Origin of the sequence: Streptomyces sp. NPDC058691, assembly GCF_042714775.1 — a bacterium.
Classification (GTDB): domain Bacteria; phylum Actinomycetota; class Actinomycetes; order Streptomycetales; family Streptomycetaceae; genus Actinacidiphila.
Genome location: NZ_JBHXSO010000051.1, coordinates 16,291 through 38,074 on the forward strand (window position 1 = coordinate 16,291; position 21,784 = coordinate 38,074).

General features: G+C 69.0%; 20 protein-coding genes and 2 pseudogenes. 8 read left to right on the plus strand and 14 right to left on the minus strand.

Going from position 1 to position 21,784, the window contains the following annotated elements; translation table 11 throughout:
- Positions 1 to 122: 122 nt before the first annotated feature.
- The 10 genes from ACFWVC_RS29535 to ACFWVC_RS29580 all read right to left on the minus strand — a co-directional run bounded on the left by ACFWVC_RS29535 (position 123) and on the right by ACFWVC_RS29580 (position 12,656).
- Positions 123 to 1,049, minus strand: coding sequence for an alpha/beta hydrolase fold domain-containing protein (locus ACFWVC_RS29535; RefSeq protein ID WP_384293707.1), 927 nt, complete (start codon positions 1,047 to 1,049; stop codon positions 123 to 125).
- Positions 1,050 to 1,096: 47 nt separating this feature from the next.
- Positions 1,097 to 1,741, minus strand: a complete 645-nt coding sequence (locus ACFWVC_RS29540) for a lactate utilization protein C (RefSeq protein ID WP_384293710.1) — start codon at positions 1,739 to 1,741, stop codon at positions 1,097 to 1,099.
- Complete coding sequence (locus ACFWVC_RS29545; RefSeq protein WP_384293714.1) at positions 1,738 to 3,177, minus strand: lactate utilization protein B; 1,440 nt, start codon at positions 3,175 to 3,177, stop codon at positions 1,738 to 1,740. Before ACFWVC_RS29545 ends, ACFWVC_RS29540 begins: the two co-directional genes overlap by 4 nt.
- A complete protein-coding gene (locus ACFWVC_RS29550; RefSeq protein WP_384293718.1) occupies positions 3,174 to 3,929 on the minus strand; it encodes a (Fe-S)-binding protein in 756 nt (251 codons plus the stop codon). The genes ACFWVC_RS29545 and ACFWVC_RS29550 overlap by 4 nt, the downstream gene beginning before the upstream one ends.
- 5 nt (positions 3,930 to 3,934) lie before the next feature.
- A complete protein-coding gene (locus tag ACFWVC_RS29555; protein ID WP_384293722.1) occupies positions 3,935 to 4,849 on the minus strand; it encodes a carbohydrate ABC transporter permease in 915 nt (304 codons plus the stop codon).
- A complete protein-coding gene (locus ACFWVC_RS29560) occupies positions 4,846 to 5,778 on the minus strand; it encodes a carbohydrate ABC transporter permease (RefSeq protein WP_384293726.1) in 933 nt (310 codons plus the stop codon). The genes ACFWVC_RS29555 and ACFWVC_RS29560 overlap by 4 nt, the downstream gene beginning before the upstream one ends.
- A complete protein-coding gene (locus ACFWVC_RS29565; RefSeq protein WP_384293728.1) occupies positions 5,775 to 7,160 on the minus strand; it encodes an ABC transporter substrate-binding protein in 1,386 nt (461 codons plus the stop codon). The genes ACFWVC_RS29560 and ACFWVC_RS29565 overlap by 4 nt, the downstream gene beginning before the upstream one ends.
- 95 nt (positions 7,161 to 7,255) lie before the next feature.
- The gene (locus ACFWVC_RS29570; protein WP_384293730.1) at positions 7,256 to 8,353 is read right to left on the minus strand and encodes an enolase C-terminal domain-like protein; all 1,098 of its coding nucleotides are present in this window, start codon (positions 8,351 to 8,353) and stop codon (positions 7,256 to 7,258) included.
- A 49-nt stretch (positions 8,354 to 8,402) separates the two neighbouring features.
- A complete protein-coding gene (locus tag ACFWVC_RS29575) occupies positions 8,403 to 11,423 on the minus strand; it encodes a discoidin domain-containing protein (protein WP_384293813.1) in 3,021 nt (1,006 codons plus the stop codon).
- 384 nt (positions 11,424 to 11,807) lie between these two features.
- A complete protein-coding gene (locus ACFWVC_RS29580) occupies positions 11,808 to 12,656 on the minus strand; it encodes a FadR/GntR family transcriptional regulator (RefSeq protein WP_384293733.1) in 849 nt (282 codons plus the stop codon).
- Between the two features lie 374 nt (positions 12,657 to 13,030).
- On the opposite strand from ACFWVC_RS29580, the gene ACFWVC_RS29585 reads away from it, so the two are divergent.
- The 5 genes from ACFWVC_RS29585 (at position 13,031) to ACFWVC_RS29605 (ending at position 16,876) form a co-directional block, all read left to right on the plus strand.
- The gene (locus tag ACFWVC_RS29585; RefSeq protein WP_384293736.1) at positions 13,031 to 13,864 is read left to right on the plus strand and encodes a fumarylacetoacetate hydrolase family protein; all 834 of its coding nucleotides are present in this window, start codon (positions 13,031 to 13,033) and stop codon (positions 13,862 to 13,864) included.
- 1 nt (position 13,865) lies between these two features.
- Positions 13,866 to 14,618, plus strand: coding sequence for an SDR family NAD(P)-dependent oxidoreductase (locus tag ACFWVC_RS29590; protein WP_384293738.1), 753 nt, complete (start codon positions 13,866 to 13,868; stop codon positions 14,616 to 14,618).
- A 5-nt stretch (positions 14,619 to 14,623) separates the two neighbouring features.
- A complete protein-coding gene (locus ACFWVC_RS29595) occupies positions 14,624 to 14,947 on the plus strand; it encodes an L-rhamnose mutarotase (RefSeq protein WP_384293741.1) in 324 nt (107 codons plus the stop codon).
- 124 nt (positions 14,948 to 15,071) lie between these two features.
- The gene (locus ACFWVC_RS29600) at positions 15,072 to 15,905 is read left to right on the plus strand and encodes an amidohydrolase family protein (protein WP_384293743.1); all 834 of its coding nucleotides are present in this window, start codon (positions 15,072 to 15,074) and stop codon (positions 15,903 to 15,905) included.
- A complete protein-coding gene (locus tag ACFWVC_RS29605) occupies positions 15,902 to 16,876 on the plus strand; it encodes an aldo/keto reductase (protein ID WP_384293746.1) in 975 nt (324 codons plus the stop codon). The genes ACFWVC_RS29600 and ACFWVC_RS29605 overlap by 4 nt, the downstream gene beginning before the upstream one ends.
- Before the next feature lie 93 nt (positions 16,877 to 16,969).
- On the opposite strand, the pseudogene ACFWVC_RS29610 reads toward ACFWVC_RS29605, so the two are convergent.
- From ACFWVC_RS29610 to ACFWVC_RS29620, 3 genes and pseudogenes are all read right to left on the minus strand, one after another.
- Positions 16,970 to 17,233: pseudogene (locus ACFWVC_RS29610) on the minus strand (transposase); the annotation flags it as partial.
- Positions 17,234 to 17,441: 208 nt separating this feature from the next.
- Positions 17,442 to 17,996 (minus strand): hypothetical protein, encoded by a 555-nt coding sequence (locus ACFWVC_RS29615; RefSeq protein ID WP_384293749.1) that lies wholly within the window; start codon positions 17,994 to 17,996, stop codon positions 17,442 to 17,444.
- A gap of 189 nt (positions 17,997 to 18,185) precedes the next feature.
- A complete protein-coding gene (locus tag ACFWVC_RS29620; protein WP_384293751.1) occupies positions 18,186 to 18,632 on the minus strand; it encodes a hypothetical protein in 447 nt (148 codons plus the stop codon).
- 122 nt (positions 18,633 to 18,754) lie between these two features.
- Here ACFWVC_RS29620 and ACFWVC_RS29625 point away from each other — a divergent pair, with 122 nt between their 5' ends.
- Entirely contained in the window at positions 18,755 to 19,519 is a 765-nt protein-coding gene (locus ACFWVC_RS29625; RefSeq protein WP_384293754.1) for an aminoglycoside adenylyltransferase family protein, read from the plus strand.
- 161 nt (positions 19,520 to 19,680) lie between these two features.
- Here the strand turns inward: ACFWVC_RS29625 and ACFWVC_RS29630 are convergent.
- A pseudogene (locus ACFWVC_RS29630) lies at positions 19,681 to 20,021 on the minus strand (transposase); the annotation flags it as partial.
- Between the two features lie 370 nt (positions 20,022 to 20,391).
- Between ACFWVC_RS29630 and ACFWVC_RS29635 the strand changes: the two are divergent.
- Together ACFWVC_RS29635 and ACFWVC_RS29640 are read left to right on the plus strand one after the other, a co-directional pair.
- Entirely contained in the window at positions 20,392 to 20,742 is a 351-nt protein-coding gene (locus ACFWVC_RS29635; RefSeq protein WP_384293757.1) for a hypothetical protein, read from the plus strand.
- Positions 20,743 to 21,328: 586 nt separating this feature from the next.
- Positions 21,329 to 21,661 carry a peptidoglycan-binding protein gene (locus ACFWVC_RS29640; protein WP_384293760.1) on the plus strand — a complete coding sequence of 111 codons (333 nt, stop codon included), beginning with the start codon at positions 21,329 to 21,331 and terminating at the stop codon, positions 21,659 to 21,661.
- Positions 21,662 to 21,784 lie beyond the last annotated feature (123 nt).

Consider the following 21,784-nt stretch of genomic DNA (forward strand, 5'->3'; position numbering starts at 1 on the left):
ACACCGTTCAATGGACAGACCCGGTGGGGTCACGAAGGGCGGTCAGTTCCCGTGGTCTGCTGCCGGTCCCCAACGGCCGTCGGCGGTTGCGGCGGCCGTACTTCGGAAGCCGGCGAACCGGCTCAGTCGGTCGTGGGACGGCGCAGGTGTTGGGCCAGGAAGGTGACGCTTCGGGCGACGAGCGGTGCGACATCGGCGTTGAGGAAGATGTGCTCGGCGTCCGGTACTGCCACGACCTCCGCAGTGTTGCCGGCGGCCCGTAGGAGTCCGGCCAGGCGCTCGCTCTGTTCGAAGGGGACGAGCGTGTCGTGGGTCCCGTGCACCAGGAGGAAGGGCGGCGCCGGTGACCGCGCGTAGCTGACCGGGCTGGCCGCTGCCGCGAGGCGCGGACGGTCGGCCGGGTCGCCGCCCAGGAAGGTCACGAAGGGGTCGTCGGGGCCGTGCTTGTCCGGCAGCAGCTCCCCTACATCGGTGATCCCGTACCAGTCCACGACAGCCGCGACCGTCGTGTCGCCGTCCGCGATGCCCTCCGTGCCTTCGAGCGAGGGGTTGCCCGCGCCGGTCAGTCCCGCGAGCGCGGCCAGGTGACCGCCGGCCGACTCGCCCCATACGCCGATCCGCATCCCGTCGATCCCGAGCGGCGCGGCGTAGTGGCGCAGGTAGCGGATGGCCGCTTTGACGTCGTGCAACTGAGCCGGGAACGGGGCTTCGCGGGCGTGTCGGTAGTCGATGGTGGCGACGGCCAGTCCGGCCCGCAGCAGGGAGCCGAACAGAAGGTCCGCGCTCACGGTCGGCGGCGGGTATCGGCGGTCGCCTTCCATCCAGGCACCACCGTGAATCCACACCACCACGGCGGGGGGTTCGGCCGCCGCGGGTGGCACGGACAGGTCGAGCAGGCGCGGCCGGTATCCGGAGTTGGTGGCGTAGCTGAGGCCGTCGTAATGGCGCGTGCCGTCGGCGCCGATGGCAGGAGCGGTCGGTGGCAGCTGTACCGGTGGTACGGCGAGATCGGGCGGCGGCCAGGTGATGCGGCCGGGCTCGGCTTTCAAGGCTGCTCCAGGTGTTGTTGAGCGAGGGTTCACGTCGCCGGTAGGGCTCAGGCGTGGACGAGGACGACGTCCAACGTGCGGGGGCCGTGGACGCCCTCGACACGTTCGAGTTCGATGTCGCTGGTGGCCGAAGGACCGGAGATCCAGGTGAGTGGACGGGTGGGGTGCAGCCTCGCCACGGCGGCCGGCACCGAGGCGACTACCTGCTCCGGAGCGCGCACCACGCACAGGTGATGGTCGGGGATCAGGCTCAGCGCACGGCGGCCCTGCCCCGGCCCGCCGTCCAGCACGATCGTGCCCGTCTCGGCGATGGCCAGGGCGCATCCGGTCACCACGCTGTCCGCCTCGTCGCAGGCCCGCGGGCTCAGTGGCGGGGTGTCGGTGAGCCGTGTGAACGCAGCCCCGGTGAGCCACTCCTCCGGCAGTCCCTCGGGGACGATCACGGTACGCGCGCCCCGCCGGGCCAGCACCGCGGCAACCGTCTCGGGAAGTGCGGCGGTGCCGCACCGGTGCACGGTGGCGCGGTACTCGGTGAGACGGTCCTGGAGCACGTCCAGCAGCTCAACGGGGTCGTCCGTGGCGTGTGTGGCCAGGTAGTCGCGGGCCACGGGGACGTCCTCCGGCCGCTCCTGGCCGGGGATGTCGCTCAGGGCGGCGCGGATGCGGCCGAGCACCACGTCACGGCTGCTCATGGGCGCTCCTTGGGCGTTCGGTTGGCGCGCCACCAGTCGCGGAAGGGCGCGGCGGGCATACGGGGCAGATCGCGGTGCTCGCTCCAGGCACCGCTGCCGGGTCCGGGCAGGCGGCGGGGATGCAGCCGTCTGGTACGGGAGGCGGCTCGCTCGGCCGCGGCGAGAACGGCGGGACGGTCGAGGACCCAGCCCGCGGCGCGTATGGCCGCCTTCTCCAGCCGGTGGCCGGCACCGCCCTGCGCCGCCACCCGTTCGCGAAGGTGGACGAGGACTTCCGGGATGTCGATGGCGACAGGGCAGACCTCGTAGCAGGCGCCGCACAGGGAGGAGGCGTAGGGCAGGGAGGCGTCCAGTTCGGTGGTGGTGCCACGCAGTTGGGGGGTCAGGATGGCGCCGATGGGGCCGGGGTAGGGCGAGCCGTAGGCGTGGCCGCCGGCGCGTTCGTAGACCGGGCAGACGTTGAGGCAGGCCGAGCAGCGGATGCAGCGCAGTGCCTGTCGGCCGGTGGTGTCGGCCAGGGTGTCCGTGCGGCCGTTGTCGAGCAGGACCAGGTGGAACTCCCTGGGTCCGTCGCCGTCGGTGGTGCCGGTCCACATCGAGGTGTACGGGTTCATCCGCTCGGCGGTGGAGGAGCGGGGCAGGGTCTGGAGGAAGACTTCCAGGTCCTGCCAGGTGGGCACGGTTTTCTCGATGCCCACAACGGAGATCAGTGTTTCGGGCAGGGTCAGGCACATCCGGCCGTTGCCTTCGGACTCCACCACGACCACCGTGCCGGTTTCGGCGACCATGAAGTTCCCGCCGGATACGGCCACCTTGGCGCGCAGGAACTTCTCGCGCAGGTGCAGGCGGGCGGCCTCGGCCAGTTCGGCGGGGTCGTCGGTCAGCCCCTCGGGCGCCGCGCGCCCCCACTGGCTCATGGTCTCGCTGAAGATGTCCCGGATCTCGGCGCGGTTCTTGTGGATCGCGGGGACCAGGATGTGAGAGGGACGGTCGTCTCCCAGCTGCACGATCAGTTCGGCGAGGTCGGTCTCGTAGGCGGTGATGCCTTCGGCGGCCAGCGCTTCGTTGAGGCCGATCTCCTGGGTGGCCATGGACTTGACCTTGACGACTTCGGTCTCACCGGTCGCTTTGACCAGGTCGGCGACGATCCGGTTGGCCTCGGCGGCGTCGGCCGCCCAGTGCACCACGCCGCCGGCCCGGGTGACCGCCGCCTCCATCTGTTCCAGGTAGTGGTCCAGATGGCGTAGCGTCCGGTCCTTGATCGCCGCTCCGGCGGCGCGCAGCTGTGCCCAATCGCCCAGCTCGGCGACGGCCCGCTCGCGCTTGCCGCGGATGGTGCCGGTGGCCCGGGTCAGGTTCGTCCGCAAACGGGAGTCTCGGGTGGCGTCGGCTGCCGCGCGGGGGAAAGCGGGCATCCCCAGGTACGTACCGGTCATCGCAGGGGTTCCGTCCGGGTGGAGGCGAGGATCTCGGCGAGGTGCAGCGGGCGCATGTCACTGCCCCGGCGGCGCAGCATCCCGTCCAGGTGCATGAGGCAGGAGTTGTCGGCGCCGCACAGCACGCGGGCGCCGGTGGCCTCGGCGTTGCGGATCTTGTCGGCGCCCATGGCTGCGGAGACGTCGGAGTTCTTCACCGCGAAGGTGCCACCGAAGCCGCAGCACTCCTCCGCGCCGGGGAGTTCCACCAGGTCCAGGCCCTCGACCGCCTCCAGCAGCCGCCTGGGCCGGTCGCCCAGCCTCAGCACCCGCAGTCCGTGACAGGACGGGTGGTACGTGACGGTGTGGGGGAAGTACGCACCGACGTCCGTCACTCCCAGCACGTCGACGAGGAACTCGGTCAACTCGTGGACCCGGTCGGCCAGGGAACGGGCCAGGTCGGCGAGTTCGTCCCCCCGCCCCTCGGCGGCGGCGCGGGCGCCGAGCCGGGGGTAGTTGTCCCGGACCATGGCCACGCAGGAGCCCGACGGGGCCACCACGTGGTCGTATCCGTCGAACGCCTGGGCCATGCGGCGCACCAGCGGCTCGGTCTCCCGGCGGTAGCCGGTGTTGTACTGCGGCTGACCGCAGCAGGTCTGCTCGAAGGGGAAGTCCACCTCGATGCCGAGCCGTTCCAGGACGGTGACGGTGGCGATCGCCGTTGCCGGCTGAACGGCGTCGTTGACGCAGGTGGGGAACAGTGCGACGCGCATGGCGGTCATTCCTTGGTCGCTCCGGCAAGCATCCCGGACACCAGGGTTCGCTGCGAGAACAGGAAGAGCACCAGAACGGGCAGGATGGCGACGATGATTGCCAGGGCCAGTTCCGGAATGGTGATGTTCAGGCCGGCACCGGCAACCGGGTTGAACGACGGAGTGGAGGTCAGCAGTTGGTTCAGGCCTACCTGGACGGGGAATTGGTCGCTGTTCGGCAGGACGAGGAACGGCAGGAAGAAGTTGTTCCAGTTGCCCACGAAGCTGAAGAACGCGACCAGCCCGATCACCGGTTTCGCCAGCGGTAGTGCGATACGCGAGAAGAGCTGCCATTCCGTACAGCCGTCGATCCGCGCGGCCGACAGCAGGTCCCTGGGCAGGCTGCTCCCGAAGTAGATGTACACCAGGTACACGCCGAACGGATAGAAGGAGAAGGGCAGGATCACGGACCAGATGGTGCCGATCAGGTGGAAGCGGTTGAGTTCCAGGAAGACCGGCAGCACCAGGGTCGCCTGCGGCATGATCATCGTGACCAGGGTGATCATGAGCAGCGTCTTGCGTCCGCGGAACTTCGTCAGGGCCAGCGCGTAGCCGGCCGGCACGCTGACGGCCAGCGTCAGTACGAGCGACCCACCGGAATAGATCGCCGAGTTGCGCAGCCACGTGACCATGGCGCCGTCCTGGAAGCCGAACAGGTGCCGCCAGGCGGCGCCGATCTGCTGGAACGAGCCGAAGGAGAACGGGTTGTCCTGCACCACCTGGCCGGCGGTCTTCGACGGCGCGAGCAGCAGCCAGATCACCGGCAGCACGAAGAACACCAGCAGCACGGCGAGCAGTAGGCCCACCACCAGGAAGGAGACGGTCCGGGAAGAGGGGAAGCGCCGGCCCGCCGCTGACGAGGGGAAAGTGGATTGAGTCATTTCTCGTCCAACTTGAACAGGTTCGATCGGGCGACCAGCAGACCGGCGGCCAGAAGTCCCAGCGCCAGCAGGAAGACGGAGATGGCGGCGGCCCCGTTGAAGTCGCCCTGCTGGAAGGCGAAGACGTAGGCCAGCTGGTTGGGCGACCAGGTGGGGCTCACCCGGCCGAGGCTGGCGGTCTGGAGCAGCTGGGGCTCGACGAACAGCTGGGTGCCGGTCGCGAAGGCCATGATCGTCATGTACGCGATCCACTGCCGGATCATCGGGATCTGGATGTGCCAGGCGGTACGCCAAGGCCCCGCGCCGTCCATCTTGGCGGCTTCCAGCACCTCGTCCGGGATGTTGTTCAGCGCTCCGTACATCACGACCATCCAGCCGCCGGCGCCGGTCCAGAAGGCGATCAGCATGAGGATCAGCGGCAGGTTGCCGGGGGCCAGCACGGCCGCGAAGGTCTGCATCCCCATGCTCTTGAGCAACCAGGACACCGGGCTGACGTCCGGATCCAGCATGAACAGCCAGACCAGGACGCTGGCCACCCCGGCCAGGGCGCCGGGGATGTAGTAGAGGAAGCGGAAGAGCGCCGATGTGCCCGGGCGCACCCGGCTGCGCAGGACCACTGCGACCAGGACGACCAGGACGACGAGTGCGACCAGCCAGAGGACCAGGTAGATCAGCATGTGGGTGAAGGCCGGGACGAAGCGATAGTCCTGGGCGACCTTCACGAACTGGTTGAATCCGGTGAACTGACCCCGGTCGTTGGTGAGCGCCAGGTAGAACGAGTAGCCGGTGGGGAAGACGCCGAACGCGAGCAGCAGCACCGCGTATCCGGCGACGAAGAGGTAACCCGCGAGACCGCGGCCCCTCCGCCGCGGCTTGGTGCCGCGGCGGAGGGGGGAGACGGCGACGCGCTCGGTCTCCAGCAAGGTCATTGGCTGACCACCTGGTATCCCTGGGCCTTCGCCTCGTTGCTGATCTCCTGCTGCCAGGCCGGCAGGGTCGAGGTCAGGCTCTTGCCGGAGGTCAGGGCCGGCAGTACGACGCTGGACCAGGCCGTGGCGTCCGAGAACTTGGTGTTCGACCAGCCGGTCCAGACCTCGTTGGCGGCCTCCTGGAAGGGCTTGCTCACGTCGTTGGCGAAGTAGTCGCTGTTGACCGGGTTCGCCAGCCAGGCGTCCGCGGCCTTGGTGTAGGCCGGGTAGGTGGGCGCGGAGGCCTGGTTCTCGTCGGAGGTGGTCAGCCAGGTGGTCAGGTCCGTCGACGCCTTGAGGTTGGCGCTGTGCGAGGACACCATCCACACACCGCCGCCGACGTTGCCGGTGGCGGCCGTGGTCTCACCCTTCCAGGTCAGCGGGGACGCCGCGGCGACCTGCTTGGCCGGGGTCTTGAAAGCGGCCTTGAAGAGGTACTGGCCGTACCAGGACGGGCCGTACGCCATGAGGACCTTGCCGCCGCTGTCCTTGGCGAAGCCCTGGCTGAAGAAGCCCTTGGTGGTGACGGCCTTTGCGGAGATCAGCCCGTCCAGCAGCGTCGCCATCCTGGTGCAGTTCGGGTCCTGCAGGTCGCTGCGCAGGGTGTCCGGCTTCGTCAGACTGAACGCCGGGCACTGGCCGGACCAGAAGTACGACTCGTGGGAGTTGGTGTCGCCGACCGAGCCGACGAGGTAGCCGGGGTGGTCCTTGGCGACCCGCTTGCCCAGGGCCTCGTAGTCCTCCCAGGTAGTGGGGACCTTGTATCCCCATTTGTCCATGAGGCTCTTGTTGTACCAGAGGACGACCTGAGCGATGTCGTTGCGCAGGCAGTAGGTGTGGCCGTTGAACTGGCAGGGCGTGAGGGAGCCCTTGGCGAACCCGTCCAGGGTGCTCTGCGGTACGAGCTTGTCGTCCAGGGGTGCGGCGAACGGCTGGGCGCCGGGCTTTGTGGGCTCGGACGCCCAGGTCACGTCGGTGGGTGAGCCGAACACGACGTCCGGCCAGCCGCTGCCGGTCCGGTCGAACAGCTGCACCTTCGTCTGCAGATAGGTGGATCCGTCGGCGCTGCCGTCGTACGTGACGATGTTCATCTTCACGTCCGGGTGCGACTTCTGGTACGCCTGCACCGACGGCAGCCGGGTCGAGTCCGCCCACACCGTGATCTGCGAGCCGTCCTTCTGCGCGACCGGCTTGAACGCCGAACCCGAGGAGGACGAATCGGTGGAGGTGTCGGCGCTGGCACAACCGGCCAGCACAGCCGCCATGGCCAAGGAGAGCGCGGCCCCCGCAGCGCGCAGCACTGCGCGGCGTCGGCCGACTCTGGGAGATCCGGAAGACCTCATCGTCTTGCCTTTCTGGTTTCTTGCGTGGGACAAGTAACGCGCCTGATGGGGGGCGCCGGGTGCGGTGGCCGTCCGGGCGGACGGCCACCGCCCGGTCAGCGCGGCTGCTCGACGAAGGGCAGCAGTTCGCTGCCGTAGCCGAAGTCGAGCGGGAGGGCGATGCCCGGCCCCGTGGGGGCGTGCACCAAGCCCTGGTCGTCCACGTGGCGCTCGCGGACGACAGTCGCCGCGGTCACCAGGGACTCGTAGTAGGTGGTGTTGGAAATCGCCATGCACAGATGGTGGTTCGGGATGTCCGAACCGTGCACCTCGGCACGAAGCCGGTAGGCGTCGGCGAGGTGTGCGGTGCGCATGGCACCGGTGATGCCGCCCCGGAGGGTGGTGCCGGCCCGCACCCCGAAGGTGGCGGCACCGGCCCGGATGAAGTCCGCGGAGTTCATGTGCGCGCCGTCGGAGGTCTCGGCCACCAGCAGCGGAACGTCCACGGCCGCTGCCAGCCGCTGGTACGCGGAGATGCTGAACTCACGCATCGGCTCCTCGTACCAGAGGTAGTCGGCGTCGGAGAGCGCCCGCCCCAGGCGGATCGCGTCGGGCAGGTCGAAACCGGCCGACCCGTCGTACATGAGGGGGATCGACGGACCGACGTGTTCGCGCAGCGCCAGACACAGCTCGGCGTCACGGCGGGCGTCGCCCCAGGCGTGCAGCTTGATACCGCGGTAGCCGAGTTCCAGGCACTGGTCCGCCACGTCGAGGAACTCCGCGATGCTGGAGAACGTCGAGGTGGAGGCGTAGGCGGGGATCGCCTCCCGAAAGCCGCCGAGCAGGCGCCAGACCGGCTGGCCGTGGTACCGGCCGGCCAGGTCCCACAGGGCGGTGTCGATGAGGCCCAGGGTGGGGAGCGGGAGTTCGTGGATACGGTCCAGCTCCCACACCCGGTGCCACAGCCATTCCCGCTGGAACGGGTCGGCTCCGACCAGTTCGTCGCGGAAGACCCGCTCCACCAGGTCCCGCAAGGTGGCATAGGCTCCCGGCCGGGCGAACAGAGCCACCCCCTCGGCTCCCTCGTCGGTGCCTATGAGCAGCACCGCGCCGTCGCCCACCGGAGCGCTTCCGCTCAGTCCGTCCCGCCAGCGGAAGGGCGGGCTGGCCGCCGGAACTTCGATCCGGTGTACTTCGACATGGGTGATCTTCATCCTGGTGTCATTTCTGTGTGAGCGGGCCGGCCCCAGAGGCGTGTACCGGTCAGAAGTCGCCGTACGCCTGGAGCTCGTAGATGCTGCCGCCGTTCCAGCTGGATCCCGTGACGGTCAGCCGCAGGTAGCGGGCGGTGACGGGCGTGTCGGCGAACGAGTAGTTGGCCTTCGCGACGGTGTTCGCGGAGGTGTGGTCCTCGAACGTGGACCACGTGACTCCGTCGGCGGAGTACTCGAGCAGGTACTTGTAGCCGCCGGGCAGCTCGAAGGTGGTCACCACGCTGGAGACCTCGGTGTCCTGGCCCAGGTCGACCTGGATCCACGACGGGTCGGGCAGACCCAGGCCCTGCGCCCAGCGGGTGGACAGGTCGCCGTCCACCGCCTTCTGAGGGGTGTGGTCATCCGAGTAGGACGAAGCGATGACCGGCTTGTTCTGCGCCAGGTCGTGGTCGGCCGGCATGGTGACGACAGCCGCGTGGCCGGGGTCGGAGGTGTTCAGCGCGGCGTCGCGGGCGACGACGGTGAAGGAGTACTCCTTTTCCGGGGTCAGACCGGAGACCCGCAGGGTCGTGGCGTCGGTGACGGCGATCCGCTTGCCGTCCTGGTAGACGACGTAGGTGGTCACGCCGGTGTCATCGGTCGCGGCCGGCCAGCTGAGGTCCACCAGGCTGGGCAGCAGCGGCTTGACGGTGGGCTGTCCGGGGGCCGCGGGAGGCGTCTGATCGGAACTGGGCGCCCTGGGGGTGCCGTAGACCTGGAAGTCGTAGATGCTGCCGCCGTTGCCGCTGGAACCGGTGACCGTCAGCCGCACGAAGCGGCCGGCGACAGGGTTCGCGGTGTGGAAGTAGTTCGTCATCTCCGTGGTGTTCGCGGAGGTGTGGTCCTCCAGTGTCTGCCAGTGGACTTCGTCCGGCGACACCTGGATGCGGTACTCGTAGCCGCTGCTCTTCTCGAAGGTGGTGATCGCGCCGTTCACGTCGTACGAGGCACCGAGGTCCACCTGGATCCAGGACGGGTCGGGCAGGCCGAGGCCCTGGGCCCAGCGGGTGGACAGGTCGCCGTCCACCGCCTTCTGAGGGGTGTTGTCCTCGGAGTACGACGAGTAGGTGACCGGCTTCTTCAGGGCCAGGTCGGAGCCCGAGGGCATGGTGACCTCGAGTGCGGGGCTCGGCTTGGACTCGTTGCCTGCCGCGTCACGGGCGGTGATCCGGAAGCTGTAGGTCTTGCCGGCCGTCAGGCCGGACAAGCGCACCGAGGTCTTTCCGGAGGCGCTGACAAGCGTGCCGTCACGGTAGACGGCGTAACCGGTGACGCCCGTTTCGTCGGAGGACGCCGGCCAGTTGAGGTCCGCCACGGTCGGGAAGTCGGTGACCGCGGCCGGAGTACCGGGCGCGGTGGGCGCCTGGTGGTCGGTGACGGCCGGTCCCGGGTCGAGGTGACGGTAGCGCGGCTGGAGGCCGGCGTTGTTCACGATCGAGGCCGGGAGCTGGTCGCACGAGCCGACGGTGGTGTTGCCGGTCACGGTGTCACCCGTGCTGTTGGCCTGGGTGCTGAATTTGGGCTGGGTCGTGAAGTTGCCGGTGGCCGTGATGTCCATGCCGTGGTTCATCAGCAGCCACTGGTATGCCACGTCGCAGAAGGCATTGCCGGTGTTCCGCCAGTAGCGGCTGCCCTCGTCGTGGTAGACGGCACCGTAGGCCGGGGCCGGAACGCCGTGGATGTAGTTGCCGGAGACCACGCCGCCGGGGTTGGTGCTGAGGGTGTAGATGGCGCCACCGTCGGCCTGCGACTTCATGATGTCGGAGATGTCGTTGTCGGTGACCTTGTTGTCCCGGCTGGTGGTGTCGGTGTCCCAGATCGGTACACCGGAGTTGCCGGGGTAGTTGGTGTCGCCGCCCTTGTCGGTCAGACCCCAGCCCCAGCCGACGGAGATGCCGCTGTAGGGCAGGTCGTAGACCTTGTTGTGGGTGATCACCGTGTGGTCGGTGTAGCCCGCCAGGATGCCGACCGAGCCGTTGTACTGGTCGGCGACCTTGGTGACCACGTTGTTGTCGACCGTGGTGTCCTTGGTGATGTCACGCGGGTCGTCGGGGTGGGCGTCGATCACGTCGGTGCCGCCGATCTGGATGCCGGTGGCGGCGACCTGGCGGAAGACGTTGCCCGTGACGTCGGTGCCCTGGGTGCCGGTGTTCAGATTGAGACCGACAGCGCCGAGGTGGGTGAAGGTGTTGCCCCGGAAGGCGACATCGTGACCGTGGCTGACGTTGACCGCGCCGGGCGTCTTCTGCCACTTCAGCCGGGTGGAGTCGAAGTCGGGGTTGCCGGTGCCGACCATCCGGAAGCCCGCCTGGCCCTCGATGAGGCCGTCGGACGAACTGGGGGCGAGCCAGGTGGAGTAGGAGAAGGTGATGCCCTCGAAGGACACATCGGTGACCGGCTTGGCCCTGGTGCCGTTGAGGTCGACGAGGTCCTGCACACGCGGCACCGTGACGGTCGCGGTGGACAGGTCCTGGCCGGCCCTGGGCATGTAGTAGATCTCGCCCTCGCCCTTGTCCAGGTACCACTCGCCGGGGGTGTCCAGCAGTTCGCGGGCGTTTTCCAGCCAGGTCGGGTTGGTGATCTCCTGGCCCTGCTGAAGGTTGGCGTTGTGCCAGCAGGGCTGCTGCATCGTCATCGTGTTGCCGGAGATCGACTGCACGGGGCAGCGCATGAGCTTCCAGCCCCAGCTGCTGACGACCTCCAGGTCCGAGGGACGCTTGTAGTCGCTGAGGCTGGTGTCGGTGAAGGTGTAGCCGGTGGACGTCTTGCTGAAGCCGGGCGGGTTCTTCTCGCCGCGCGCCCGGGTCTCCAGCTCGCCGTTCACGTAGAGCTGGCGGGTGTCGATGTCGCCGACCTTGGCCTTGTAGACCTGCCCCGACGCGTCGGCCGGGGTCCAGCCGGTGACCTGCGTGCCGCCACTGATCACCGGGTGCGCCCCAGGTGCTGCCTCGTAGATGATCCGGTGCCGGTCGCTGCCCGAGTCCTGGGCGGTGAGGCTGAAGGTACGGCTCAGCCGGTAGGTACCGGACATCAGCCGCACGTGGACGTCGCCGGTGGCCTTTTTCTTGACGTCACGCACGTAGTCCCGCGCGTGTTCCAGCGTCTTGAACGGATGCTTGGCGGTGCCGGAACCGGAGTCCCGGCCGGTAGGCGAGACGTAGACGTTCAGACCCGACCCGTTCGACGGGGACGCCTGGGCCGGCACGGCGGCCAGGGGCGCCGTCACCACGGCCAGGGAGAGTGCGGCTACCACCACTCTTCGGAGCGGTACAGATATTCGATTGCGAGCAGACGGTACAGACACGGAAATCCAATCGCCTGAATGAAGTGACGTCTGGGAACCCGGTCGTCCTCCGGGTTCCTCCGGCGTTGGGTGGCTCGATCCGCGCGCCCGTGCACCGGCGTGATGCCGGATCTACGAGGCGGACGTCTCCTGGGACGGTGGCTCCTCCGCGGCACTGGTGCTCCTCGACGGCTGCACCGGCACCTTGGGGGCTCCGCGGCCGTCGAGATTGAACAGCCGGTCACGGATCTTTCGTTCGAACTGGCTCTGAGTGGTGGCGATATGTTCCACCATCAGCTCCCTGGCGAGATCGGCCTCCCCCGCGGCGACCGCCTCAGCTATGGCGAGGTGCTGTTGTGCGGCCACTTCCAGCGACCCGGGAGCGTCGCCATGGAAGAGCAGCACGTCGGACTGTGACGCGAAACGCCGCACGTTGGCGACGCTCGATCTCAAGAACACATTGTGTGCGGCGGCACCCACCGCGTCGTGGAACTCCGTGTCGGCCCTGGCGAAGGCGTGTCCGTCGGCCGCCTGGGCCGCCCGCAGTGATGTCTCGGCGCTCTCCCGGATGGCCCGGACCTCGATCGGCGTGGCGAGGGAGGCCGCACGGCGTGCCGTCTCCGACTCGATCACCGTCCGGTAGTCCAGAAGCATCAGGACGTGTTCCATGCTCGTCGGCCGGAAGTGCGAGAGCTCGTCGTCCGCCGGCCCCCCGGTCGACTCGGCGACGAAGATGCCGGCGCCACGCCGCACACTCAGCCGGCCGATGGCCGCCAGGACCTTCACGGCCTCACGTGTGACGTTGCGGGAGGCGCCCAGGATGTGCGCCAGGCCCTGTTCAGTGGGCAGCCGGTCCCCGGATCGCAGGTCCTGCTCGGCGATGTAGTTCAGCAGCTGCTCGGCGACCAGCTCGTAACCCGGCCGGTAGCGACGTGACGCGTCGTCATCCCCTTCGCCAGGAACGTGCGATTGAGCTGCCACAGCTTAATCCTCCTCATGCAACTTCAAATGAATCAGGTTCATCGGCAGGAGCAACTATGACATCCGCGTTACGAACTGGAAAGAGTCTGGGGGAAACTCCGTTGACTCCCGACACAAAAGCCCCCCTTAGTGTCATAAAAGGGGCATCAAGTCGGAACTATTGCATGGAAGGGATCCGATCTTTATGGTCCTTCATGTCGGATGAAGCAGATCCGTTGCGATGGAGAGCAGGCCGACGCCGGGATGGGCGTCCGACGTGGCTGCCATCAGGACCCGCAGTCCGGCGCGAGCCGCGATCGGAGCGCGGGGCCGTCCGGCCCGTCGGTGCCCCACGCGGCGCGATTTCCGAGCGCACGCACGTGAGAGAGACCACCATGAGACTGGCACGGCACGGCACGGCAGGAGCCGAACGCCCCCTGATATCCGCAGCCGACGGGGTGTGGCACGACCTGTACCCCGTCGTCGGTGACCTGACGCCCGACACGCTCCCCACGGTCCTGGACGGCGTCGACGTCGACGCACTGCCGGTCGTCGGGACGCCCGAGCGGTTCGGACCGCCACTGAGCGGAATCGGGAAGATCGTCTGCATCGGGCTGAACTACCGGGCGCACGCGGCGGAGACCGGCGCCGTCGTCCCCGAGGAGCCGATCGTCTTTCTCAAGACCCCGGACACCGTGGTCGGTCCCGACGACCGGGTCCTGATCCCCCGCCGCTCCGTGAAGACCGACTACGAGGTCGAACTCGCCGTCGTCATCGGCCGCGAGGCGCGTTACCTGCCCGACGAGGCCGCTGCCGCCACATGTGTGGCCGGCTACGCGATCAGCAACGACGTGTCCGAGCGCGAGTTCCAGCTCGAACGCGGCGGCCAGTGGGACAAGGGAAAAAACTGCGAGACGTTCAATCCGTTCGGCCCCTGGCTGCTCACCGCGGACGAAGTACCCGACCCGCAGGCGCTCGGACTGCGGCTGTCGGTCAACGGCGAGCCCCGCCAGGACAGCAACACCTCCGACATGATCTTCGGCGTGCACTACCTGATCCGGTATCTGAGTCACTTCATGGTGCTTCGTCCCGGCGATGTGATCAACACCGGCACTCCCTCGGGCGTCGCCATGGGCCGGCCAGGCCGGCCCTATCTACGAGCGGGAGACACCGTGGACGTGGAGATCGACGGCCTCGGCCGCCAGCGGCAGATATTCGGGCAGGCCTGACATGGGTACTTTCGACGGGCTCAGCGCCCTGGTCACCGGCGGTGCCTCCGGCATCGGCCTGGCCACCGCCCGGTTGCTCGCCGCCGAGGGTGCGCGGGTTGCCGTGCTCGATCTGGCCGCGGCAGCGCCCGAGGGCTTCGCCGCCCACGTCCGGGCGGACATCGGCGATGACCCTTCGGTCGTGGCCGGTGTCGGGGAGGCCGTCTCGGCCCTCGGCGGACTGGACGTGCTGGTCAACAACGCCGGCATCGGCGCACAAGGCGGCATCGAGGACAACGGTGACGAGGAGTGGCACCGCGTCCTGGACATCAACGTCCTCGGGCTGGTGCGCGTCACTCGGGCCGCGCTGCCCGCACTGCGGGCCTCCGCCCACGCGGCGGTCGTCAACGTCAGCTCGATCGCGGCGACCGCCGGGCTGCCGCAGCGGGCGCTGTACTCGGCCAGCAAGGGCGCGGTGCTGTCACTGACCCGCGCGATGGCTGCCGACCTGCTGCCGGAGGGCATCCGGGTCAACGCCGTCAACCCCGGCACCGCCGACACCCCGTGGGTCAGCCGTCTACTGGACCGGGCGGACGACCCGGCGGCCGAACATGCAGCGCTGGCGGCCCGGCAGCCGCACGGCCGCCTGGTCAGCGCCGACGAGGTCGCCGCCGCCGTCGCCTATCTGGCTTCCCCGGCCGCCGCCTCCACGACGGGCACCTTCTTGGCCGTGGACGGCGGCATGGACGGGCTGCGCCTGCGGAAGGAGGGCTGAGCGGGATGCAGCGCTTCGCCGCCGTGATCCGGTTGCGGCCCGAGAAGGAGCGGGAGTACCGCGAACTGCACGCCGCCGCGTGGCCGGGCGTGCTCGCGGCCCTCAAAAGGGCCAATATCGGCAACTACTCCATCTTCCTCCGCGACGACCTGCTGTTCAGTTACCTGGAGTACACGGGGACGGATTACGCCGCCGACACCGCGGTGATCGCCGCCGACCCGGTCTCCCGCGACTGGTGGGCGTTGACCGACCCGTGCCAGCAGCCGCTGGACAGCGTGGCCGAGGGGCAGTGGTGGGCCTCCGCCGAGGAGATCTTCCACCTCGACTGACGGCACGTATCCCGCGCCACGCCCTCGCCGCCGCCCGCGAAGTCCGGGCCCTCCCCCACCCGGGACGGTGGGGGAGGGCCCGACGCCCTCCCGACATCCGTCCATCGACCCGAAGGACCGAACGGTGCGCATCGACGCTCATCACCATCTGTGGGACCTCGCGGTGCGGGACCAGCCGTGGACCCGGGACCTGCCCGCCCTGCGCCGGACCTTCACCGCCGCCGAACTGCGGCCGGCGCTCGACCGGAACGCGATCGACGCCACGGTTCTCGTACAGACCATCGCCGTCGCCGAGGAGACCCCCGAACTGCTCGCCCTCGCCTCCGAGGACAGCCACGTCCGAGCCGTCGTCGGCTGGACGAGCCTGACCGACCCCGGGATCGCCGACCGCCTCGCGCGACTGCGCGAGCTGCCCGGAGGATCCGCGCTCGTCGGCATCCGGCACGGCATCCAGGACGAGGCCGATCCGGACTGGTCGGCGCGTCCCGAGGTCCGCCGCGGCATCGAGGCGGTCGGATCCGCGGGCCTCGTCTACGACCTGCTCGTCCGGCCCGACCAACTGCCCGCTGCCGTCCGAACCGTACGAGAGCTGCCCGACGTCCGCTTCGTACTGGACCACGCCGGCAATCCGGTCGTCGGTACCGACGGCCTCACACCGTGGACCTCGCTGCTGACCGATCTGGCCGACTGCCCCAACGTCGCCGTGAAACTGTCCGGTCTGGTCACCCGGACCGGAGCCGCCCCCGCCCGGGCTCTGCGCCCCTACGCAGACGTACTGCTCGCGACGGTTGGCCCCGACCGCCTCATGTACGGCTCGGACTGGCCGGTGTGCCTGCTCGCGGCCGGATACGACGAGGTCCTGGCCGTCGCCGAAACGCTCACAGAGGACCTGAGTCCCGGCGAACGCGAGGCGGTCTTCGGCACGACGGCCGCGCGCTGGTACGGGATCGCCGCGTGACCGCCCGCCGGCTCGGCCGTACGAACGTCCGCGTCAGTGCCCTGGGCTTCGGCGCCGCCCCCATCGGCAATCTCTACACGCCGATCGGCGACGACGATGCCCGGGCAGCGCTCGATGCCGCCTGGGACGTCGGCGTGCGCTACTACGACACCGCCCCGCACTACGGCCTCGGACTGTCCGAACGGCGGCTCGGCGCGGCCCTCGCCCACCGTCCCCGGGCGGAGTTCACCGTCTCCACCAAGGTCGGCCGTCTGCTGGAACCCCACCCCGCACCCACCGGCTCCGACCTGGCCGCAGGCGGTTTCGCCGTACCGGACACGCTGATCCGCCGCCCCGACTACTCGCGCGACGGCGTCCTGCGGAGCCTGGAGGGCAGCCTGACCCGTCTGGGCCTGGACCGGGTGGACATCGTCTACGTCCATGACCCCGACGACCACCTCGACGCCGCCATCGACCAGGCGCTGCCCGCGCTGGTGGCCCTCCGCGACCAAGGCCTCATCGGAGCCGTCGGCGTAGGCATGAACGCCGTCGCCCCACTGCTGCGCATCGTCGCCGAAGCGGACGTGGACACCGTGATGATGGCCGGCCGGTGGACTCTCCTCGATCGCACCGCTCGCCCGCTGCTGGATGCGTGCTCGAAGCAAGGTGTGTCGGTGGTCGCCGCGGCCCCGTTCAACTCGGGCCTCCTCAGCCGGCCCTCCCCTCCCGACGACGCCACCTTCGACTACGGTCCCGCCTCCGGCGCGGTACTGCACCGCGCCCGGCGCCTTGCCGAGGTCTGCACACGGCACGGCACCGTGCTCCCCCACGCCGCCGTACGCTTCCCGCTGCGCGACCCCGTCGTGGCCGGAGTGGTCGCGGGCTTCCGTTCCTCCGACGAGGTCAGGGCCGCTGCCCGCTGGGCCGGCACCGACTTGACCGACGCGGCATGGTCGGACCTCGACGCCGTCGCCGAAGCGGCCGGGCACTGACCCTGTAGCACCCGGGCGGGGGCGCGGTTACGGGTCAACCGCTCGCGTGCCCCCGTCTGTTCGAGGATCCGCTCGTGGATGGCATCGATGAAGCGGCTCGAAGCTGCCTTCCCGGTCCCGCGACACCTCGATCTCCACCGGACCGACGTCAGTCAGCACGGTCTTGGAGCGGACGCTGTTGCGGCTGTTGCCTCTGCCGGCACCGGCCGGGCCGTGCTTCTCGTAGCCGAGGTGGTCGGTGATCTCGCCCTCCAGAGCGGACTCCAGCACCCGCTTGGTCGGCTGCTGCAGCAGCCCGCCCTCGCCCGTCAGGTGCAACCCACCCGCACGGGCCCGGTCGACCAACTGCCCGATCATCCGTGCGTTCGCAGAACCAGCGGCACAGACGAGTCCAACGACGCGCCGCGTCGGCCACCCGGACAGCGAACAGACCTGCCCGGACACTGTCCCGGACACGAGAGGCCGGGTGTCCGGACATCAGGCAGGACAGGTCCGTGGCCTGCGCGGACACTGTCCCTGACGGGGCAAGGACAGTGTCCGCGGCGGTACGCGGCGCCTGGTCAGGTCAGAGTGGGATCACCTGCTCACTCACGCTGGCCGAGCCGGCGCCGACCCAGTAGCCCCCGCTGTAGCCGTTGATGAGGATGGGCTGAAAGACCTGCACGAAGGCCCTTACCTGGACCACAAAGTTCCCGGATCGGTCGCTGCAGTAGGTCGTGCCGTCCCTGCCGTAGTCATAGCTCGCGCCGGGACCGTACGGTCCCCAGCTGTTCGTACCCGTAGTGCCGACCGTCCAGTTGCTCCACCCACACTCCCACCAGTCGCCGTTCGCCCGCGCCCCCGCAACCTCGACGCGGATCCTGACCTGGGAGACCCGGGGGGTTCGGCAGTCAGATTGGAAGGCGTAGGCGTTGGCCCACACCGTGTACGACGAGAACGGGACGCCGGGACTCTTGTGGTCGATGCCCAGGTCCGCCTGGAGGCAGTAACCGCCGCTATTGGAGATGGTGACCCGGGAGGCAGTCGTGTACGCCCCGGCGGACTGGGGCAGGGCGACGGTGAGCAGCAGCGCGAAGAGGGCTGCCAATGGACCGAGAAGTGCGGCTCTTCGTTTCGACATGATGCTCCTTCAGGTCGTCACGCAGGTATCGGTTCCGGCTCTGCTACTCGCACCCCCGGGAACCGGGGACGAACTCAAGGACGAAGGCCGTACCGACCCCAGTTGCGACGCGGCGTGCCAGGTGTGTCCGCGCACGGTCATCAGACCGTCACATCGGCCGCGGGGTCCTCTGGCCTCCGGCTCAGGGCATCAGCCGTACAGCTCGATGATCACGATGCCCTTGCCGCCGTCGAGTCCGGCAACGTTCCCGCCGAACGACAGCGAGCCACCGGCGCCCGCGCCGTAGCCGCGGGTGGTCGTGCCGGGCCCCTCGCTGGCTCGGGGGTAACCGCCGTGTCCGAGGCGGCTCTCACCACCCGCGCCCGCGAGGCCCTGCGTCCCGGACAGGCGGATCGCGCCGCCGCCTCCCCCGCCGCCCTGGGCGAACTGCCCGATGCCGGCGCCCGGCCCCGGCACGCCGGACACGGCGTCCAGGGCGACCCCGGAGATCTCGACGGCGGACCCGCCGTCACCGCCAGGCGCGGACACGACGCCGCCGAAGCTGCTCGTGCCGCCCGCGCTGCCCGGGGAGTTGCCGACCCCTCCGACACCGCCCCCGCCGATGGCGATGGTCTCCACGGCGCCCAGCGCCGACACGTCGATCAGCGACAGGCAGAGCCGGGCGGACGCAGTGGACCGGGAGATGGCCGCGCGCGGGTTGCCGCAGGAGGCCGTCGCGGGTGTGGTGGCCGCATACGAAGGTGTATGACACTGGCCTGATGGATCAGCTTGGGCGGACTGTCGAACTTGTCCGCGACACGGTGGGGCCCGAGCTTGTCGGCGTGTATTTGCACGGGTCTGCCGTGCTCGGGGGGCTTGCACCGGCCAGTGACCTGGACGTCTTGGCCGTGACACGCAGGAGCCTGAAGGATGATCAGCGGCGTTCGCTGGTGGAAGGCCTCTTGGAGATCTCCGGCCTGACCTCCGTAGTCCGGCCGGTCGAGCTCACCGTCGTTGTCCAGTCCGAGGTCCGCCCCTGGAGGTTTCCGCCGACTGTCGATCTGCTTTATGGCGAGTGGCTGCGAGCGGAGTATGAAGAGGGCAAGATCCCCCAGCCCGGGCCTGTGCCGGACCTGGCCCTGGTGATCACGATGGCGCTGGCGGGTGATCGTCCGCTGACTGGCCCGCGGCCCGCCGAGGTTCTTGCCCCGGTGCCGCATGGCGACCTTGTCCGGGCGAGCGTCGCGGGCATCCCGGAACTCCTGGCCGAGTTGGATGGGGACACCCGCAATGTCCTACTGACCCTGCCACGTATCTGGACCACTCTCGCCACTGGCGAGATCAAAACGAAGGACGCTGCAGCCGCATGGGCTCTTGCCCAGCTTCCTCCACGGCATCGCCCCGTTCTGGAACACGCGCGGAACCTGTATCTCACCTGCCACTACCAGGACGAGACGTGGAGCGACGAGCTGAGGTCCCAGGTTCGCCCTCACGTCGAGGTCGTGCTCGCCCGAATCGACGGTTTGCGCCGTGGACCGGAGTGAACGATCGGCGCTTGCGTCCAGCATGTGGGGCGATGACGGATCGGCCGATCTGTGCGAGAGCCGCAGAATCCGGACGGTGAGGTCGGCGTTCCCCACGGGGACCCCGGTCAGTCGCGGGTGTGTTCGCGCGAGGCCGGCTGCCCGGCTCGACGGGATTGGCGTCGGGTGATACGCCTGGTCATGAGGGTGATCGCGGGCCCAGGTGATCAGGGTTTCGGAGTGCTGGACGACGCGTTCGTAGTCGCGTGTGTGCCGGCGGGCGTGCATGACCCAGGCCAGGGGGCCTCTCGACTACCCACCGGCGCGGGAGGACGACGAAGCCGACGGCGTTCCTGGGCCGGCTGACCGTTTTGACCGTGAGATTCAGGTACTTCTTCGCCCAGGTCACGAGCGGTCCGGCGTAGGCGGAGTCAGCCCAGACAATGGTGACCTCGGGATGCATGAGCCGCAGCCGGAAGAGGACTTCCTTGGCCGCTTCCCGGTCGGTCATGTCAGCAGGGGTCCACTGGAGCTGGCAGCAGAGTGCCGCGCTCACCTCAGGGGCCATCGCCGTGTTGTTCATCGGCGTCGTTGTCGCGATCACTGTCTCGCGACACCCCGGCCCGCTTCGGGTTCGCCGACCGGGCTTGACCCCGGCGACCGTCCTACTCTTCCTCGGCCTGTGGTTCCTCTTGTACGGAGCGAACTGCGGCTGCCTCTGAACACTCGCGGGAGATCACCATGCCCAAAAACAGGTGAAGGCCGCTTACGAAGGCCCCGGTCGCGCATACCGCCGCCGGGGCTTCGGCACGTCACGGGTCCGCCACACGGCAGACACCAGGCGACAAACCGGCACATGATGCTCCCTCAGGCACACAGCCTCAGGGGGAAGCATGCGAATCCGTATCGCCGCGATCGCCGCCACCCTCCTACTCCCCCCACTCCTCACTGCCTGCGGTAGCGACAACGGCGTACCCGATGAGACGTCCGCCGCCGTGATGTGCGAGGACTTCGTCAGGGACCGCGTCGAGTCGCCGGACACAGCCGAGTTCCCCAGCGTGATGGACGAGGACGACAAGACCACCACGCTCCACGACACCAAGCCGTGGAAGTTCAAGGTGATCGGCGTCGTGGACGTCCCAGACGCCCTCGGCCACAAGATCCGCAGCGACTACGTCTGCACCGTGTCCACCAAGGACAACAACAACTGGCGCCTGGACGACATGCTGATCTCAGTCCGATAGAGGTCCCACCCGGGGCTGCCGCCCGACCGCGTGGCGCTTATGAGCGGCTCCTCACCACCATGGCGCACGCGCTGTGACCAGCACTTTCGATACACGCCCTGGCTCTCCCGCGCGCCTGGGCGGCTGGTGGCTTCGTGCGGTGTTGAGTGGTTGATCTCATTGGCATCGACTCTCCCGGTTCTGGCCAATTACCCCTGCTTTTGCGACAGGTGTGTGCTTCTGATGCGCGGGGAGAGGGTGTGCATGTGATTGTTCTGATGCACGGCAGCGGGTTGAAGGGGGCTCCCTCTGTTGCGTCGGGTCCGGGAAGCGGACCGGCATGCCGCAGGGCCCCGTGGCAGCGATTCGAACTAGCGCGACACGCACGGGTGTCACCTGCAGGACCCACGGACTGGGTCATGCGATCGACGGTGGTGCCGGAACTCTGTCTGCCTTCTCAAGGGAGAGCCGTATGCGAAGGAACGTTCTGGCAAGGTCGCTGGTCAGCGTCACGGCTGTGGTCGGGATCGCGGCCGGGAGCCTGGCGGGCGCGAGCACAAGCTTTGCGGCATCAGGTTCGGCTTCGACGCAGTCGGCGGCGACCCCTGTGGTTACACCGCTCGCGGTGGTGAACCTCGGCCTGAACACCACGCAGGCCAAGGGCGTCCAGCGCTGGCTCAAGGCGTCCTGGGGCTACACCGGCGGCATCGACGGGGAACTGGGCCCGGAGAGCTGGAAGGCCTTCCAGCGCCACCTCAAGGCCTATCACGGGTACACCGGCGCCATCGACGGAGTCGTGGGAGGCGGCACCGTGTCGGCGCTGCAGCGCTTCTTGAAGAACAACGGCTGGGGCTACACCGGTGCCATCGACGGCCAAGCCGGTCCGGGGACCCAGGCGGCGTTCAAGACGTTCGCCAACTGGTGCGTGGCCAACGTCTGACCGACTGACAAGCCCCACACAGCGGGGGGGCGGTTGCGGGCCGGCGACCATGCACCCCAGGGCGTCGACGACCGCGGGCTGGGCCACGACCAGCTCGTTGAGTGCGTGGTGGGGTAGGCGGCC

Excerpts from the sequence above, each read along its gene's own strand:
- ACFWVC_RS29540 (WP_384293710.1), bottom strand. The coding sequence starts at position 1,741 with ATGAGCAGCCGTGACGTGGTGCTCGGCCGCATCCGCGCCGCCCTGAGC.
- ACFWVC_RS29545 (WP_384293714.1), bottom strand. The coding sequence starts at position 3,177 with ATGACCGGTACGTACCTGGGGATGCCCGCTTTCCCCCGCGCGGCAGCC.
- ACFWVC_RS29550 (WP_384293718.1), bottom strand. The coding sequence starts at position 3,929 with ATGCGCGTCGCACTGTTCCCCACCTGCGTCAACGACGCCGTTCAGCCG.
- ACFWVC_RS29555 (WP_384293722.1), bottom strand. The coding sequence starts at position 4,849 with ATGACTCAATCCACTTTCCCCTCGTCAGCGGCGGGCCGGCGCTTCCCC.
- ACFWVC_RS29560 (WP_384293726.1), bottom strand. The coding sequence starts at position 5,778 with ATGACCTTGCTGGAGACCGAGCGCGTCGCCGTCTCCCCCCTCCGCCGC.
- ACFWVC_RS29565 (WP_384293728.1), bottom strand. The coding sequence starts at position 7,160 with ATGAGGTCTTCCGGATCTCCCAGAGTCGGCCGACGCCGCGCAGTGCTG.
- ACFWVC_RS29570 (WP_384293730.1), bottom strand. The coding sequence starts at position 8,353 with ATGAAGATCACCCATGTCGAAGTACACCGGATCGAAGTTCCGGCGGCC.
- ACFWVC_RS29575 (WP_384293813.1), bottom strand. The coding sequence starts at position 11,423 with ATGTCCGGTACCTACCGGCTGAGCCGTACCTTCAGCCTCACCGCCCAG.
- ACFWVC_RS29585 (WP_384293736.1), top strand. The coding sequence starts at position 13,031 with ATGAGACTGGCACGGCACGGCACGGCAGGAGCCGAACGCCCCCTGATA.
- ACFWVC_RS29590 (WP_384293738.1), top strand. The coding sequence starts at position 13,866 with ATGGGTACTTTCGACGGGCTCAGCGCCCTGGTCACCGGCGGTGCCTCC.
- ACFWVC_RS29595 (WP_384293741.1), top strand. The coding sequence starts at position 14,624 with ATGCAGCGCTTCGCCGCCGTGATCCGGTTGCGGCCCGAGAAGGAGCGG.
- ACFWVC_RS29615 (WP_384293749.1), bottom strand. The coding sequence starts at position 17,996 with ATGTCGAAACGAAGAGCCGCACTTCTCGGTCCATTGGCAGCCCTCTTC.
- ACFWVC_RS29625 (WP_384293754.1), top strand. The coding sequence starts at position 18,755 with ATGGATCAGCTTGGGCGGACTGTCGAACTTGTCCGCGACACGGTGGGG.
- ACFWVC_RS29635 (WP_384293757.1), top strand. The coding sequence starts at position 20,392 with ATGCGAATCCGTATCGCCGCGATCGCCGCCACCCTCCTACTCCCCCCA.